This is a genomic window from Gemmiger formicilis, from assembly GCF_018784445.1.
In the GTDB taxonomy this organism is placed as follows: Bacteria; Bacillota; Clostridia; order Oscillospirales; family Ruminococcaceae; genus Gemmiger.
The window spans coordinates 1-16,605 of the sequence record NZ_WQOH01000056.1; the positions used below are offsets into that span (position 1 = coordinate 1).

Sequence of the window (16,605 nt, forward strand, 5' to 3'; positions counted from 1 at the left end):
TTAGCCGCAGGGTCGGGAGCAAGTGCAGCCACAAGACGCAAGCGTTGAACGGTCGCTTCTCGATTCGGACAGCCAAAAGCATAAAGAGCTTTCTTTTCATTGATGTTCATATTCATAGTGGGTTCCTCCTTGAAAGATTAAGATTTAAGGTTAATAAAAGCAACAAGCATTTCACGAAGAACGAAACACTTGCCGCTTGAATTACGGTATTAAATTGTCGGGTTCAGACCTTGTTTTTTTAATCCTCTTTGGGATTGAGTGGATATTCATAGGCTTCTTTCATAAGTAGCAATCCTGTGGACAGTCCGCACTTAAAATGCTCGGTGCTTTCGTACTGCTGAATAATCGTCATTCGCTGATGAAGCTCCTCCACTTTGGAAAAGTCAGCTTTTGAAAACCTGTTCGCCAGTTCGTCCATAAGGTCGGCAATGGCTTTGACCTCTGCCTTGTAGCCGTCCTGTTGCGGTACAATGTTCTCCAATGGGTACATATCGCCGCCGAAAATCGCTTCCATAATCATTTAATCACCCCCTCCGCTATAATGGCAGTAAATCATTTCATGCTTGACAATTTCCTCGGCTCGGTTGCGGATAGAGTTCATAGACTGCACCCACAACATCTGATTTTCCGCTTTCATTTGCTCTGTCACGCCCTCGGCTCTTGCCATCTGCTCCATAATCAGAGAGAAGCGGTCATTTGCCTGTTCGTTCAGATCCGCAAGGACGGAATGAAGCCGACAGGACAAAACAAGCTCGTTGTAAACGGTGGGGCGGTAGTTCTGCAAATAGGCTTTGTGAAGTCTGCCCCAATGCCCGATAGGTCGCTTTTCCTCCGGCAGCTTCAAATCCGGCACATAGTAATCTCCCACAAGGACATAGTCAATGCCGTTTTCATGGATTCTCGCTTTCAGTTCGTTCATGCTGTGATAGCTCCTTTCTGTGGTTCTCGCTTCGGAAGATTGCTGACAGGGATAAATACGCCCCTTGCAATATCCTCGGCTCGAATGGCATTTTTCTTTTCGTCCATCTCGGCTTTCTTTGCCGCCTTGATTTTGTCCTCATAACGCTTCTGGGCACCGCTGGCTTTACGCTTCAAGTAGTTCTGATGAAGTTTGTCCTTGCGTTCCTCACGCTTGCGGATTTCCTCTAATTCTTCCGGTGTAAGCTCCACTTCGGCAAATGCCGGAGGGACGAAACGCCCGACAAAGTTAAAGAAGATTTCAACCTCTTGCGTAGTCTCTCGACTGCCTTTTCTGGCTCGCTCATGGACAAGGATTTTATCGACAAACTCATTGAGCATGGTATTTGTCAGCTTGTCGAAGTTCTGATACTTGTCAATCAGAGCGATAAAGCGGTCTGCGGATTTCTCATGCTTCTCATAATCTCCGACAGCCTTTTCAAGTGTTGCAATCTCGGCGGTAAGTGCCGCCTGTTCCTTTGCGTACTGTGCATCCAGAACGGCATATCTGGCATCGGGGAGCTTGCCCAATACATTGTCCTCATAAATTTTACAGAGCAAAACTTCCAGTTCTGAAACACGCTGTTTTGCCGTAGCAAGCCTTGTGCGTTGCTTCTTGACCTCGCTTGTCTGCTGACTGGACTGTGCTTCTTGTACCACTCGGACAAACTCGGCTCGCTCATGCTTTGCATACTCGGCTATGGCTCGGAGCATATCGGAGACAAGGGAAAGTACCACATCTTCATTGATACGGTGCTGTGTCTTGCAGAGCGTTCCACAAGGGACTTTTGTGTACTGTGAGCAAGTGTATTGAGAGATACGCTTGCCGTTGTTAGTGCGGTGGACATACATCTTGCCGCCGCAATCGGCACAGTAGAGCAAGCCTGTGAGGGGAGCAGCTTCCTCTTGGCTGATAATGGCTTCGTGGGTATTCTCGAAAATCGTCCATTCGTCCTCCGGGACATAATGGCTTTTCTTGTCCTTAAAGTGCTTTCGGGTCTTGAAATTGACGGTATGACCGAGATATTCACGCTTGTCCAACAGATTGACGATAGTGGAAGAACCCCAACCGTACACATCCTTGAAAGTCTTGTTTTTGTTCACGCCCTCGTTATGCTGTGCAAGGTAGGCAGAGGGAATGAGAGCAAAAATACGCTTGACAACCTCGGCGGCGTATTCATCAACAATCCATTGGTCTCTCGTCTCATTCCAGAGATAACCATAAATGACCGTCCCTGTCAGATGCTTGCCTGTCATGCCTTTGGTCTTGAAAGTGGACTTGATTTTGCGGCTTGTGTCTCTGGCGTAGTATTCGTTCATGATATTGCGAAAAGGGGTAAAATCATCGTCTCCTCTGGCACTGTCCACACCGTCATTGATGGCAATGAGACGGACACCTCTCTGGCGTAAAATCTCCATAATCTGACCGACTTTGAGATAATCACGCCCCAGACGGCTCATGTCCTTAATGCACAGATAGTCCACATTTCCGGCTTCGACTTGCCGCATCATATCAAGAAAGCCGGGTCTATCGAAACAAGTCCCGCTTATTCCATCGTCCGTAAAGTGGACACAGTTTGTAAAGCCTTGCTGTGCGGCGTATTCCTCCAATAATTTTTTCTGATTGGATATGGAATTACTCTCGCCTTGCAGTTCATCGTCACGGCTCAAACGCTCATACAGGGCGGTTATTTTCTGTTTGCTCATGGGGGTCTCCTTTCTGCTTTGTAGCCTTATATGTTTTAAGAGACTTACTCATATCGTGATGAATAAGTCTCTTAAAGCATACAACACCCGCCGCCAGCTTGTATTTGCGGTATTGCTTGACCGCAAAGTGGTCAGGATCGCGGGCTTCCAGCTCATCGAACATGACATCCACGGGGTTCTTGAAGGTCTCATCGTCCTCTCTGGCTTCTGAGGCATTGATCATTTCGAGCAGGGTAGTAAAGTTTTTCTCGTGGTCGGGTGCCTCGTACCAGATGTAGCCGATGAGAGCTGCGTAGTAGAGCTTTTCCGCCTTTACCCAAAAATCTTCGCCGGACTTATCGCCGTCTCCCTTCGTGTTGACGATGATCGTATTGACCAGCTTGAGGATGTCCTTCTCGCTGCGGATGTAGCTAAAAGGGTTGTAGTGCATGGATTTCCGGAAATTGATGGTGTTCAGCGACTTGATGACATAGCCGCCCTTTTCAAGCATCTTGCCGCACTCCACCAGTACCGTACCCTTCGGGTCAGTCACAACATAGCTACTGTGCATCTGCATCAGGTTCGGCTTCACGAAAAAGCGTGTCTTACCTGAGCCGGAACCGCCGATGACAAGGATATTTTTGTTGCGGGCGTATTTCGGCTGCTTCGGGCGGCTGTTCATGGTCAGGAACTCCGTCTGCGTCAGAATGACGTTGTTGGAGAACTCCGGGTCCATGTACGGCTTGATGTCCTCCGGCTTACCCCAGCGGGCAGATCCGTATTCTTCGCCCTGCCGTAACTTCTTGCGATTCTTGCCTTTGACGTAGACCGCCAACTTGAGCAGCGCACCGGCAATCAGACCGATGAGCAGATCAACGGGATGAAAGCTGGGCAGCGGATTTGCGAAGGCTGTGCCGAACACGGCAAAACCGTTTGTCAGCTTGTCGATGAACTCTGTGCCGGGGGCGAGACGAAACACGGCGGCGATCTTATCTGCAAAGTAGAAGGCGAAGATATACGGAAGGTTCAGAAGAACGAGCTTCTTCACATCGGGTTTGTTCACAGCTCCACACCCCGATCCTTGGTTTTGACCTTGACCTTCTCCTTGTGCTGCGCCTTGCTCTGAGCTTTCTCCTGATCCAGCTTGTGCCGGATGGACGGCTGTTCCTTCTGCTTGACGGTTTTGGCGGAGAACTCCTTGAACGCGGCGGTCATAACATCAACGTCCCGTCCCTTGAAGAAGACAAGATAGCTGGGCGGCTCAACGGAAACGTCCTTCTTGAGCGCAAAGTCCAGACCGTATTTGCTGGCAGTCCGCTCAAAGGATTTGATGTTGCCGTCCGTCACTTCAATGTTGGAGATGGCGGCATTCTGGCTCATCAGATGCTTGATGGACTGCTTGCCGCGATAGGTTTTGGGCTGCTGCATCTGCTTCTGCGCCTTCTCAATCTCCTGAACGAATTTGTCCAGCGCCTTTTTGAGCACCTCGGCTGAGATTTTGCCGCCCTTGATCATGATTGCAACAACTTTGGTGTTGACTTCATCCTGCATTGCAGTGATACCTCCTTTCCTTGAAATGATTGAGGGAATGCTGCCTCAGCTAAGGCGGCACAATCCAGCGATAGATGCTTTTCATTTACACTGTCCTCCTTTCCGAGCATTGCTCACGATGGTATTCATTAAAGAGTGTCTTCACAAAGGCTATAATCGTAGGTCTTCGGCTTCTTTGACCCTGCCGATCTGTCCTGCCCGTAGAAATCATGATTGACGAGGGCGGAGTAGTAATTGTCTATCGTCAGAGAGGCGTTATACAGAGCGGTCAACAGGTACGCCCGGATATTACGGATGTCTGACGGGTTCTTGTTCATTGCTTCCAGAACGTACTCAATGTGGCTGCTATTCAGCTTGAGAAAGCGGGATTTGACTACTTGCTGCGGCATATCCTCGCCATTGATGCGGATGGTCGGTGCAGTGGAACAGACGGCATCCAGCATGATGTCCATGATCTCCCGGAAGCGGTCTTCATCGAACTTCGGATCCTGACAGAGAATGTCGTAGTCAAGATTCTCTTTGATAATCTCTTCATACTCGCTTCGCTCATCCATCCTGTCCATCCCATCAAGATTGATGGATTGATAGTTCTTTGAGAGAGTATTTCTTTCTTGGGTAATTACTTGATCAGTATTTATTTGTGCGGACTTATCCCCGCGTGGATTATCCACATCTGGCTTCTCCACACATGGATTTTCCGTGTGTGGTATTTCCCGTTCTGGCGTGGACTCCTGCGGCTCTTCGTATATCTCAAAGATTGTGCTGCTCATCCTGCCTTTACCGTCTCTCTGCCGGTGCCGGACAAGGTAGCCGTGCTTTTCAAGCTCACGGAGCGCGGAGAGAATGGCATCCGGACCTTCCTTGCAGATTGCAGAAAGTCCCTTGGTTGAGAACTTCCAGCCATCATTGAACGAGAGCATCTTTGAGAGAAGACCGACCGCCTTGAGTGACAGGCTCTTGTCTCGGAGGTGGAAGTTCGCCATGACGGTATAGCCACGATTTTTATTTACGCGATAGACTGCCACGAAAATCACCTTGCCATCTTGGAAAGCAGTTCTTCGCCGCACTTTTTCTGGAACTTCATTCGGATGACCTCCTTGCCCTTCGGCGTGAAGTAGGTCTGAGAACCGGTGTAGCAGAACGTCACAAAATCGCGGACGATGAACAGTCCGGCATTGCTGTCCTTGTTGTAGGGAAGTAGCTGCCCGGAAGGAGAGCGGAACAGGTACTTTTCTTTGAGAAGGAACTGGACGAACTTGCGCTCCGGGATTTTCAGTTCCTTCGCCGTCGTTCGGATATTGGTGCAGTCATCCGGATTGATGAAGGCGTCGTAATAATCAGCTTTGGGCTTTGCCGTGATCAGCTCACACTCAAGAGCCTTTACGCGATTCTTTTCCAAAATCAACGCCTGAGCAAACTCCACAATGACCGCAGGTTCCTTCTGTATGCGTTCCAGAAGGGAGTCCGTCATGTAGCCGCCGGTCTTGCGAATGGTAGGAATGACCTCATCAAATACCCACAGTTCAAACTTTTCAGCCGCAGGAAGTTTGCTGCGAATAATTAGCCGATAAACGTCTCCTTCCGGGATGAAGTTGATACTCTGAACTTTCCCGCTGATAGGGGTAGAACGTTTCGTTATAGCCCTGCAATGGTCGTTGACCGCCTTGTTCGGGTTGGTGTAACCGAGTGCCTTTGCAACATCTGCCGCACAGAACAGAACTTTTTCTCCTTCGAGGATCGTTCTTACCTCACCAAACTGTTCATTCTTGAAGATTTCGATTTTGTTATCCATGACTGGCTTCCTTTCCGGCATCAGATGTGCCACTTTGATTTTTGAGGGTTGAAACGGAATTGCAGCAGTAGGGACACTCCGCAAACACGCAGGACTGATATTTCCAGAAGGGACGATGAAAACGGCAGCTTCGGCACTCAGGGAGAATGCCATCCACACCGCTGTCATAATGCTCAAAGCCGGGTGTGGTCTGCATCAGCAATTCCAGTGCTTGCAGATCACCGGCTGTCATGCGTTTCATGCTTAAAAACTCCTTTCTTTCGCCGCATCGCCAGCAAATATTGCGGCTTTTGGGCAACAAAAAAAGAGGGTTTGCTTCTTACTCCAAATTGGAGAAGAAACAAACCCTCTTCGTTTACGATGTAGTTCAGATGATTTCTCGGATGGTATGAATGACACCGAGCAGCAGCCCGATGAAGAAGGCAAGTCCTCCGATAAGACCGCCTATGATTAAGTTCAATGCGAAGATGCCGACTGAGCCGGAGATACCGTAGCCGCTGGGAACGAGCCAGAGGCACATCCTCCGGATGCCGAATGGCAAGCCGACGCAGATCCACATAAGGAAGTAGTCACATACGCCGTCAGGCATATAGATCGGCTTGAGAAATGACGCGAGGCAGAACGCAAGCGCGATTGGAAGCAGAACCTCCTTCAAGAAGACTTTGATAGCACCCACTATATCCTCCTTCTGCCGGAAGTGTGCAGCAGCACCCTCCGGCTTGCTTGATTATTGTGAAAGTCCTTTGTTTTCGGTCAAAAAAAGAAGGGACTAAGCCAGAATGCCTTGATTTTCAAGGTCTTTCTGATTTAGTCCTATTATCGCACAATAATCCTTTACGATGACGGTTCCGATTTTTCCGTTTTCTATTTCCGCAAGCATTTCTTGGAATCCCGGACGATTGAAATTTCGCCCTGTATACCCATCATCAGTGAAGTGCTGGATATTTACAAATCCATTTCTATGGGCGTATTCTTCGAGATACTGCTTTTGGTTCAATATCGAGTTTGATTCGCCCTGCTGTTCATCGTCTTTCGACAGTCTTTCATAAAGGGCTGTGCGCTTGCTAATATCACGAATTTGCGCCATTTTTCACCTTCCTCCTTTCTTGTCTTTTACTTTGGAAATCAACCTTTTGACTTCAACTCCATAAATATCTTAAAACAAACTGTCCCTTTGGATTTCTGCCCACATTTTTGATGCTGCGGAAGTCCACCTTCATCATCATGGGATAGATCATCACCCAGATGAGAATCGCCATGGGAATCGACACCCGTGCATACTCAAACCGGTTCAGAAATTCCGGAATCTGCGGCAGAAATTTGCCGACGCAGATCCCCACCGCCATGCAGAGAATGACCCATACGGTCAGATACTTTTGAAAAAATCCAATGGGAGAAGCGCTGCGCTCTTTCATACTCTTACCTTCTTCAAAATCGCAATGACTTCATCCTTTTTCAGCACCTTGCCGTAGGACACCACCTGACCGTCCACCACCAAAGCAGGGGTGGTCATCACGCCGTAGGCTGCGATTTTCTCAAAGTCCCGCACATGGTCAATGGTCGTATCCATCCCAAGCTCCCGCAGTGCGTCTACAGTTGCCGCTTCCAGCGCATTACACTTGGCACAGCCGCCCCCCAAGAATTTTGATCCCGGACTCCTTCTTTTCGGCTTCTGCCGCCTGCATTGCTTCCGGCGTACAGCTCCCGCCGCAGCAGCAAGGCTGCTTTTGTTCTTCTTTTTTCTTACCAAATCCGAAAATTGACATTTTGATACCCTCCAACTATAAAATGAATCCCTGAAACAGGTTGAATAAGTAGCCTACAACGATAATGCCCAAAGCGCAGATAGCGATAAAAACACCCAGCAGCTTCGGCTTAACTGCCTTGCGCAGCATGATCATTGACGGCAGGGACAGCGTAGTGACGCCCATCATAAAGGCAAGCACCGTACCAAGCTGTGCGCCTTTTCCAAGCAAAGCCTCAGCAATGGGAATCGTGCCGAAAATATCGGCATACATAGGAATGCCGATGATGGTTGCTAATATTACGCCGAAGGGGTTATGGCTACCAAGAACCGCCACAACCCAGCTTTCGGGAATCCAGTTGTGAATGACAGCCCCAATGCCTACGCCGATGAGAATGTACGGAAAGACCTTCTTGAAGGTTTCCGCTACCTGATCCTTGGCATAAACTAGCCGTTCCTTCTGCGTCAACGTTGGGGAGGCAATGTCCACGGCAGATGCCCTGCGGATAAATTCCTCTACCTGATTTTCCATGTGCAGCTTTTCAATCAGCGTACCGCCAGCGAGGGACACGGCATTATCAAGATGGGCAACAGTGTATTACCATTCACCAATCTGGAGCCCAAGGATAGTGATGTCTATCAGCTCATCACAACGAAACCGGGAGAAAGGAAGAAGCAGGAATGATTTTGCATAAAGAAAAGGCGGGCCGAAGCCCGCCTTAGAGTCAGTGGCAGTTTAGTACTGCCAGATATTGTTTTCTAAATCACGCAGACGCGCTTTGTAATCCTTGATAAGCGCCTGCGTGTTTTCTGTATCCGGAAAGCTGACAATATAGCCGTCCTCGGATTAGTTTGTGTGTTTGACTTACTGTTTATATCTATCTTCTCCTAAATATTTTTCTAGTCATTGCAATATAAAATTGCTTATACAGTCTCTCCTTTAATAGTCCTGGTATTCTGTATAATATACAGAGCGACCGATATGACCATCATTATAGCGCACAAACCAATCAACAGATCTGATACCATCGGTGTAATGTGGAACCATATAATATGCACCGCTGCAGTTCCATATAATAAAAAGGTTACTATCTTTCCATGCCAGTCTGCACCATGTACTTTTCCTGTCTTTTGTATCACAAGACATCCACTGACTACCATATACAGCTCCTTACCTGCCATTATTACGATTAAAAGAAGCACATGCGGAAAACGAGTAAACAGACAGATTAACATCGCTGCCTGTGTCAGCTTATCAGCCACCGGATCAAGCATTTTTCCTAAATTACTAATCCTATGGAATCTTCTTGCGATATATCCATCAGCAAGATCCGTAAGACCAGACAGCAATAAGATTTCACCAGCTAACAGAGGATTTTACTTTACACAATAACTCCATATAATTACCGGAATCAGACAAAGCCGAAAAAAGAAAGAAGATTAGGAACCGTAATAATTCTATTCAAATTTTCTTCCTGATTCACTTCACTCTGCATGTACGGTCACCTCACTTTCCTTTTTTTTAGGCATAAACCAATAAAATATAACACAAAATGCTAAAGCAAACACAACACCAAAAACATTTTGACTCACTCTAAGACTAACCGCTCCTTGTAGTCCATATGTCTCTGCAGCAATGGCTAAAGCACCAAATGTGTTAAATACTGCCTGCCAGCCATATTGTGCTGAAAATCCTACACCGATTCCACCAAGAATTCCTATATATGCATAGATTGACGAAGGAAGCAGAAAATATAATACTGTAAAACATATAACACCTGCAATATTTCCGACAATCCTTTTACGGACTCTGTAGTGCATATCTTCCATAGACGGCAAAATCACGGACATGGCCGCAATACCAGCCCACATTGCACGTGGCATATTACAAAGTTCTGCAATGCAAAGGACAATCGGCACGCATAAAATCTGACATATCTGCCATTTTGTTCTGGAAGAAGTGATATCAAATTCTTGTATCAGATCTTTCAGATTTCTTTTATAAGTTCTGTTTTTATGATTTCGATAAAATACGAAGCAGGTAAGTGCTGCACCTAAAGCCATTCCGACTAATCGCATCTGATAGCTTTTTCCCGTAACATCATAACCATATAGCAGCAGATACCCAAGAACCAATGTAGATTGATTAAACATGGATGGATTATGGCATCCGAACAGAATCAACACAGCCAGTGCCGCAATATTTAACAGCATTCCCAATACCGGTGAAAACTGATTTGCTAAATGCGGACATACAGTCATAATTACAAAGAACAAAGCCAAAAGCATCGTAGATTGTCCGGTGTGGATCCCCAGATCCGAATTCCTAAACACCATGAGACATAATAAGACTACTACACCTACAATGCTGTTCTCATTTCCAAATAGGATGCTGAAAATACTAACAAAGAAAAAACAAAATGCCATTGTAGCAGCTATCTTCACCAGATATACCCACATATGATATAATTTTTCTTTTAGTGTTTCACTCTTTTTCAACAGGTTTTTAGAACCTGCCTGATTTAACTGCAACTCCTGATAAAATGTCATATAAATTCTCCCATCTTCTAATTTATCTTAAAACTAGATAATCTCATCTTTCTGCTTTGGCAGCTCTATAACAAATCTGCATCCACCATATTCACGGTTTTCTGCTTTGATTGTTCCTCCGGCACTATCTACAATCCGTTTTACAAGTGCAAGACCTAGGCCATTTCCTTCTGCTTTATGAGATCCATCTACCTGATAGAACTTGTCAAATATTCTGGATTTTACATCATCCTCTATTCCTGGTCCTTCATCTTCCAGAATGAACTTAACAGAATCCTGTTCTTGTTTCAGAAACATCGTAATTGTCCCCTTTGAAGGGCTGAACTTAATCGCATTATCCAAAAGATTTATCCAGATATGCATAAAAAGTCCTTCATTCCCAGTATATTTAACTTCCTCCAATTCTACCTGAAAACCAATTTCTTTTTCTGTCCATTTTGTTTCCAATGAAAGAACTGCCTGACGGATCTGTTCATCCAGACGATATTCTGTTTTTTTCATTGGTATATTCTGATTCTCTAACTTGGATAACAGCAAAATATTACCAACCAATCCGGAAAGTCTTTGGGTGTTAAATAAGATTTTTTCTACATATTCCTCTTGATCCGGAGACAGTTCTTCTCCCTGAAGCAGCATTGTATATCCTTCAATGGCATTAATCGGGGTCTTAAACTCATGAGAAACATCAGATACAAAATCCATCTGCAACACCTCTGTTGCACGAAGTTCTTTTGTCATAACGTTAAAACTTTGATAAGATTCTCCAACTTCTGCTATACGGCTATTCGTTTCCAAATGCTGTTCAAAATCTCCCCGAGAAACTTCCTTCATTGCTTTACTAAGTCTGATAATTGGTTCCAGTAACTTTGCATTAATAAAGGAAGTGATCAGCCCTGCAATCAATGTATTGAAAATCAAAAGCCAGCCAAGCACAGGTATGCTGCCCGGCAGATTAAAAAAATGATTCAAAAAAGCAAATAATAAAGCAGATATGACTGTTGAAAATACAAGTGCCAGCCAGATTGCACCAGTCAGACAGGATCGGATCCGCAATCCTTTTTCTTTCTTTTGTACCATTATTTTTTCATCACCTTGTATCCAATTCCACGCATTGTTACGATTTCAAAATCAGGATTATCTTTAAAACGCTCTCTGATTCTTCCTATATGTACCTCTATCGTATGTGGGTCTGCCTCCGTCTCGTATCCCCATACTTCATCCATCAACTGTTGTTTTGTAAATGTTCTGCCTGGCGAAGCTGCAAGCTTATATAAAAGCAGAAATTCTTTTTTAGGCAAAACAAGACTTTCCTTATCAGTTGTAACCGTCATTGCATCATAATCAAGCTCTGTTGAACCGATCACAATTTTGTGCTCATTCAGTATCTGTGCACGGCGAAGCAGTGCTCCGACTCTTAAAACCATTTCATTCACATTTACCGGTTTTACCATATAATCGTCACTTCCCGAAAGAAATCCCTGGCGCATATCATCAAAGGAACCTTTCGCAGTGATCATAAGTACCGGTATCTGATATCCTGCTGAACGGAGTTCCGACACCAGTTCATAACCATCCATAACCGGCATCATAATATCGGAAATGATCAGATCAATATGCTCTTTATCCAATATTTCTAATGCCAGTGCTCCATCCGATGCACTTTTGACCTGATATCCATTCTTCACAAGCACTTTTTGGAATAGCTGGCTTAATTCTTTATCATCTTCTACAATTAATATTTGAAACACGATCTTCTTCCTCCTTTATCAGAACAGATATCTTGCCCATCCAAGCAGATGCTGTACCAAAAGTACGTTTCTCTGACGCTTCTTTGTCAATTCAATTGGCTCTAAGCCCCGTCAACACACCTTGGCCTTTTTCATCTCGTAAGCCTCTTTTTACACCATACTCTGAATACAGATTCTTACTAATGCTATCATTTTGTTCACAAAAAATTGCTTGCTGTTTCATATAATTTTCCAAATTGCTCATTTGAATCGCTCATTTCATTCTGTTACGAACTTACATACTATACTCAGATATTCTTGTTTCCAGAGCATTCAGCATTGTCTGTTCTTTTTCTTATTCTTATTCATTAGCAATACAATGCAATGGAAAACTCAATTTAACCTCAACAAGGTTTGTTTTTTCATCCATGCAAAATCTTCTTTGTACAACAGACTGTTAGATATAGCAAAAACGGCCTTTCAAAAACAGTTAACTTCTAAATCGACTGTTTTTTGAAAGGTCGTTTCATCAGATTCTTATAGCAATCCAGCAAATAATCTCATAAATAATTGTCCCAGTCGCAAATATGCACTTCGTCCGGTTTGATATTGGTCTGTCACATCACGACATTCTCCCATCGTTCTTATCAGATCATTTTTTATTTCCACAACTGCCTGACAATCTGCCATAAAACAGCCGTTTTCAAAATGGTGATATAAACTTCGATAATCCAAATTAATTGTTCCACAAGTTGCCATACAGTCATCTGCCACACTCATTTTTGCATGACAGAAACCAGGAGTCCACTCATAAACACGAACACCATGTTTAACTAATCCATGATAAAAAGAACGAGTTACATTATAAATGAATTTTTTATCAGGGATACCAGGTGTGATAATTCTTACGTCTACCCCTCGCTTAGCAGCCAGACATAACGCATGCGTCATTTCATCTGTTATGATTAGATATGGAGTCATAAACCAACAATATTTTTCAGCTTTATTTATCATACTGATATAAACTTCTTCTCCGACCTGCTCATTATCCATAGGACTGTCTGCATAAGGCTGAACAAAACCTGTTTGCTGTGCTTTATAATCGTAATGAATAATGTATTTACTAAAATCAGTATCATTCGTAGCTTTTTCACTAACAGCATTCCACATTTCTAAAAATGTCACTGTAAGCGACTGAACAGCATCTCCTTCTAAACGAATACCTGTATCTTTCCACTGTCCATACGGGTGTGTGTAATTAAAATATTCGTTTGCTAGATTATATCCACCTGTAAATCCGACTTTTCCATCAATAACTGTTATTTTTCTATGATCACGATTGTTCAAAAACAGATTTAAACCTGGCATAAACGGATTGAATACACGGCAATGAATTCCTATTGCCTCCATTTTTTTCACAAAATCTGTGTTAATAAAGCCTATAGAACCCATATCATCGTAGAATACTCTAACTTCCACACCTGCTTTTACTCGCTCTTCCAGAACATCTTGAATCTTATGCCATGCTTCAGCGTCTTCTATCGCATGATATTCCATAAAGATAAACTTTTGTGCTTTTTCCAAATCCTTAAGCTGTGCTTCTAATCCTTTCACTGCTTCATCAAAATACACAATATCCGTATTCTGATAGATTGGATACTGCGAATTTCTTTGTATATAACTTGCAATATTTCCTGCCTTCGGAATCGTTTCGTTTATTCTGTTTAAGCACTCCTGATTATCGGAAAGCATTGGTAACAATTTGCTATCAATTTCTGCATATCGCTCACGCATTTTATGTGTGCCGCCATTCAAACCAATCAATAAATATAGGCCTACACCCATAATTGGGAAAATTAAAATTAATATAACCCAAGGCATTTTCATGGAAGATGTCTTATCTGATGCATACAATCCCAAAACTAAAATTCCACTTAAAATCCTTGTAAATAGATTTATGATTTCTGCATATTCATTTAAGCGTGTTACAATAGTAATAATAAAAACTACTTCTAGAAGAATGCAGACTATGGAAAAACACAATCGTTTTACTCCGTTTTTTGTTTTCGCTTTTCCTTCTAAAGTATCTTGTTTCATATATATTCCAACCTTTCTACTCGATCAAATTTCTGCTTAAATTTCGTGGAACATACCAATTTTGTCTTTTATTCTCTGCATTTCATTATCTGCTTCAATGATAGCTCTTGCAGAATGAAGTAATTCTTCACTTATCTCATCATAGCCAGGCATTTCTTCAATTCCTTTTTTATAGCGAAGTTGATGTTCCAACGTTGCCCAGAAATCCATACCATTGGTTCGAATCTGTAATTCTACACGCATAGGTGTTTTACCCTTAGCAAAAAATACTGGTATTTCAACAATCATATGATAGCTTCGATAACCATTCGATTTTGGATTTTTTATATAATCTTTTATTTCAATAACTTTAATATCATCCTGTTGGGTAATCAAATCTGATATCATATAAATATCGTCAATAAACGCACAAACTATTCGAACGCCTGCTACATCATTGAGATATGTCTGTATATTTTCTGTTGTAAATTCATATCCCATCTTCTGCAGTTTATTGTAAATACTATTGGGCTTCTTAATTCTTGTTTTTATAAAAGAAATAGGATTTCGATTGTTCTCAACTGAAAATTCATCATCCAAAACCTCAAGCTTAGTTTGTATCTCCCGAATAGCACAACGATACATCATCATTAAATTATAAAATTTTGTAGCATTATTTAAAAACTGTAGTGATTCCGGACTGTTCATCCTGAGTTTTGTTACTTCATCTTTTGTCATGGAACTTTCCTTTCTACCTCATCCCTGATTTCAAAACATTATTTATTAGCTGAAACGTTGCCCGAGTACGCTGTTCTGCGCTCTATGGCTGGTGTTGGGGATCGACTCGGTCCCCTTATCCTTGTTGAAATTGGAGATATCCGCCGCTTTCACAGTGGAAAAGCACTCAACGCTTATGCTGGTAACGATCCGCCTCCATATCAGTTTGGAACATTTGAGAGCTACAATCGCCACATATCAAAACGTGGGAATGCGGCTCTCAGAAAGTATTGCTTTGAGGTTATGCAGGCACTCAAACTTACACGACCTCAAGATGACCCTGTCTACCTTTTTCTGCTCAAAAAGGAACAGGAAGGGAAACCGTATAATGTAGCTAAAATGGCCGGAGTCGACAAGTTTCTCCGCATCTACTACGCGAGATCGATGGAAACACTCAAGCAACAGTAACCACTGACTCTATTATATATCTTTTTCAAAAATCCACAACTGCTGTGGATTCAATTTAATGCGCCCTTTTTCCAAAAGAAAATCGGAAAATCTAAAAAAACTCTTGACAAATACATTAGCAAGATTTATCTCACTGTCCAACTGCGCGGTAAACCACATCAAAATACTCGCAGACGCACTTCATTCTTTCGTCAAAATCGATGCCGATTTCCTCACACGTTGCGGCAAACGCGTTGCGGTGGGCTTTCTTCCACGCGGCAAGGGTGCCGTCCCCCTCGGCGGCGGCACAGTCTGCCGTCACATCTTCAAACGGGACAACCTCCACCTTTGTGGTGCGGGTAATGCAGCGCGGCTGCATATCGCTGTCCAGCACGACCGTGTAATCACCCGTGCGCGGCAGCAGCTGCATCTGGGCTTCAAACAGGCTGAACAGCCCCGTGTTGGCGCGCTTTTTGTCGCAAAGAATGTTGTCCAGAATCTCGTCGGTGCCGTTGCTGTCATAAAAACAGACATTGTAGGCAGAAATCGCCAGCCCCGAATCCTTTACAAATTTCTCGATTTGATCCATAGCTTTCCTCAAAGCAAATCATCAAAGCCCAACTGCCCATCACAGCTTGTGCGCAGCAGCAGCGGCGGGCGGTTGCAAAGCAGCTCCAGCGCTGCGCCCGCGTCCACCAACCACGGGCGCACCTGCTCGTGGGAGAGCATCAGCGGCATACGGTCGTGGATGGGTGCTACCGAATCGTTGGGCGCGGTGGTCAGAATGATAAAGCAGTTCACACCATTTAGATTATCATAAATGCCCGCCAAGTAAATCGGTTGTCCCGGCATTTGAAAAAAATATTTGTGCTTGGCGCTGTCCCACTCATAAAAGCCGGTGGCGGGAATCACGCAGCGCTGGAAGGCAACACTGCGGCGAAACATCGGTTTTTCCGTCACCGTTTCGGCGCGGGCATTGATGATTTGCTGTCTGCCGCGAAAACCGGGCAGCCCCCATTGCTGGAACTCGCCCACGATCTTCTCCCTGCGAGAAACCAGCACCGGTGCCACCTGCGAGGGGCAAATATCTCCTGCCATTGGGAAATTGAGTTCATTTCCTTCGCTGCGGCGCTGTGCATCGCGCACGATCTGGCGAATCTCTTTATACTCATCGGCAGAAAACTGATACCGTCCACACATACGCGACGCTCCTTCCTTATCCTACTACAATACCGGCGATTCTAAACTCGTCCTCCTCCCGCACAGGGAGGGGGGCGCATTTTTTATTCAGCGAGATTAGCGCAATGCCGTTTTCGTCCTTGCGCAGCTTTTTGCAATAGCCTTGGTCGTTCAAGGTG

Annotated in this window: 17 protein-coding genes and 6 pseudogenes; 1 reads left to right on the forward strand and 22 read right to left on the reverse strand. The window is 44.3% G+C overall.

All coding sequences use genetic code 11. The features are described 5' to 3' along the window. Positions 1–238 precede the first annotated feature (238 nt). The 19 genes and pseudogenes from GPK89_RS14070 to GPK89_RS14165 all read right to left on the reverse strand — a co-directional run bounded on the left by GPK89_RS14070 (position 239) and on the right by GPK89_RS14165 (position 14,821). Complete coding sequence (locus tag GPK89_RS14070) at positions 239–520, reverse strand: DUF6809 family protein (protein WP_055163288.1); 282 nt, start codon at positions 518–520, stop codon at positions 239–241. Then, the gene (locus GPK89_RS14075; protein WP_055163287.1) at positions 521–919 is read right to left on the reverse strand and encodes a TnpV protein; all 399 of its coding nucleotides are present in this window, start codon (positions 917–919) and stop codon (positions 521–523) included. It lies immediately after the preceding gene. Then, positions 916–3,706 (reverse strand): annotated as a pseudogene (locus GPK89_RS16805) (recombinase family protein). Before GPK89_RS16805 ends, GPK89_RS14075 begins: the two are co-directional and overlap by 4 nt. Next, positions 3,703–4,194, reverse strand: coding sequence for a PcfB family protein (locus GPK89_RS14090; protein ID WP_005934796.1), 492 nt, complete (start codon positions 4,192–4,194; stop codon positions 3,703–3,705). Before GPK89_RS14090 ends, GPK89_RS16805 begins: the two are co-directional and overlap by 4 nt. Positions 4,195–4,322: 128 nt before the next feature. After that, the gene (locus GPK89_RS14095) at positions 4,323–5,228 is read right to left on the reverse strand and encodes a DUF6017 domain-containing protein (protein WP_215694114.1); all 906 of its coding nucleotides are present in this window, start codon (positions 5,226–5,228) and stop codon (positions 4,323–4,325) included. Next, positions 5,225–5,986 (reverse strand): phage antirepressor KilAC domain-containing protein, encoded by a 762-nt coding sequence (locus GPK89_RS14100; RefSeq protein ID WP_040647224.1) that lies wholly within the window; start codon positions 5,984–5,986, stop codon positions 5,225–5,227. Before GPK89_RS14100 ends, GPK89_RS14095 begins: the two co-directional genes overlap by 4 nt. Beyond that, positions 5,979–6,227, reverse strand: a complete 249-nt coding sequence (locus GPK89_RS14105; protein WP_113999283.1) for a hypothetical protein — start codon at positions 6,225–6,227, stop codon at positions 5,979–5,981. The genes GPK89_RS14100 and GPK89_RS14105 overlap by 8 nt, the downstream gene beginning before the upstream one ends. 126 nt (positions 6,228–6,353) lie before the next feature. Beyond that, positions 6,354–6,662 (reverse strand): DUF6050 family protein, encoded by a 309-nt coding sequence (locus GPK89_RS14110; protein WP_005934801.1) that lies wholly within the window; start codon positions 6,660–6,662, stop codon positions 6,354–6,356. Positions 6,663–6,815: 153 nt separating this feature from the next. After that, positions 6,816–7,073: pseudogene (locus GPK89_RS14115) on the reverse strand (recombinase family protein); the annotation flags it as partial. 73 nt (positions 7,074–7,146) lie between these two features. Continuing rightward, a pseudogene (locus GPK89_RS14120) lies at positions 7,147–7,401 on the reverse strand (arsenic resistance protein); the annotation flags it as partial. Continuing rightward, positions 7,398–7,752 (reverse strand): annotated as a pseudogene (locus GPK89_RS14125) (thioredoxin family protein). The pseudogenes GPK89_RS14125 and GPK89_RS14120, both read right to left, overlap by 4 nt. Before the next feature lie 15 nt (positions 7,753–7,767). Then, a pseudogene (locus GPK89_RS14130) lies at positions 7,768–8,301 on the reverse strand (permease); the annotation flags it as partial. A 353-nt stretch (positions 8,302–8,654) separates the two neighbouring features. Next, a pseudogene (locus GPK89_RS14135) lies at positions 8,655–9,226 on the reverse strand (CDP-alcohol phosphatidyltransferase family protein). After that, positions 9,216–10,280, reverse strand: coding sequence for an FUSC family protein (locus GPK89_RS14140; protein ID WP_147609347.1), 1,065 nt, complete (start codon positions 10,278–10,280; stop codon positions 9,216–9,218). Before GPK89_RS14140 ends, GPK89_RS14135 begins: the two are co-directional and overlap by 11 nt. A 33-nt stretch (positions 10,281–10,313) precedes the next feature. Then, complete coding sequence (locus GPK89_RS14145) at positions 10,314–11,357, reverse strand: HAMP domain-containing sensor histidine kinase (RefSeq protein WP_215694116.1); 1,044 nt, start codon at positions 11,355–11,357, stop codon at positions 10,314–10,316. Next, a complete protein-coding gene (locus GPK89_RS14150; protein WP_215694118.1) occupies positions 11,357–12,028 on the reverse strand; it encodes a response regulator transcription factor in 672 nt (223 codons plus the stop codon). The genes GPK89_RS14145 and GPK89_RS14150 overlap by 1 nt, the downstream gene beginning before the upstream one ends. A 91-nt stretch (positions 12,029–12,119) precedes the next feature. After that, positions 12,120–12,272, reverse strand: a complete 153-nt coding sequence (locus GPK89_RS14155; RefSeq protein WP_412342050.1) for a hypothetical protein — start codon at positions 12,270–12,272, stop codon at positions 12,120–12,122. 272 nt (positions 12,273–12,544) lie between these two features. Beyond that, positions 12,545–14,104 carry a cardiolipin synthase gene (cls, locus tag GPK89_RS14160; RefSeq protein ID WP_008396523.1) on the reverse strand — a complete coding sequence of 520 codons (1,560 nt, stop codon included), beginning with the start codon at positions 14,102–14,104 and terminating at the stop codon, positions 12,545–12,547. A 36-nt stretch (positions 14,105–14,140) separates the two neighbouring features. Beyond that, positions 14,141–14,821, reverse strand: coding sequence for a GTP pyrophosphokinase (locus GPK89_RS14165; RefSeq protein WP_215694120.1), 681 nt, complete (start codon positions 14,819–14,821; stop codon positions 14,141–14,143). 57 nt (positions 14,822–14,878) lie between these two features. On the opposite strand from GPK89_RS14165, the gene GPK89_RS16810 reads away from it, so the two are divergent. Further along, a complete protein-coding gene (locus tag GPK89_RS16810) occupies positions 14,879–15,268 on the forward strand; it encodes a transposase (RefSeq protein WP_275951443.1) in 390 nt (129 codons plus the stop codon). A gap of 130 nt (positions 15,269–15,398) precedes the next feature. Here GPK89_RS16810 and GPK89_RS14175 read toward each other — a convergent pair whose 3' ends face one another. The 3 genes from GPK89_RS14175 to GPK89_RS16815 form a co-directional block, all read right to left on the reverse strand. Then, positions 15,399–15,836, reverse strand: coding sequence for an ASCH domain-containing protein (locus tag GPK89_RS14175; RefSeq protein ID WP_215694122.1), 438 nt, complete (start codon positions 15,834–15,836; stop codon positions 15,399–15,401). A gap of 8 nt (positions 15,837–15,844) precedes the next feature. Then, positions 15,845–16,447 (reverse strand): SOS response-associated peptidase, encoded by a 603-nt coding sequence (locus GPK89_RS14180; RefSeq protein ID WP_215694124.1) that lies wholly within the window; start codon positions 16,445–16,447, stop codon positions 15,845–15,847. A gap of 16 nt (positions 16,448–16,463) precedes the next feature. After that, a partial coding sequence (locus GPK89_RS16815; protein WP_430750608.1) for a S24 family peptidase occupies positions 16,464–16,605 on the reverse strand: 142 nt, incomplete at its 5' end.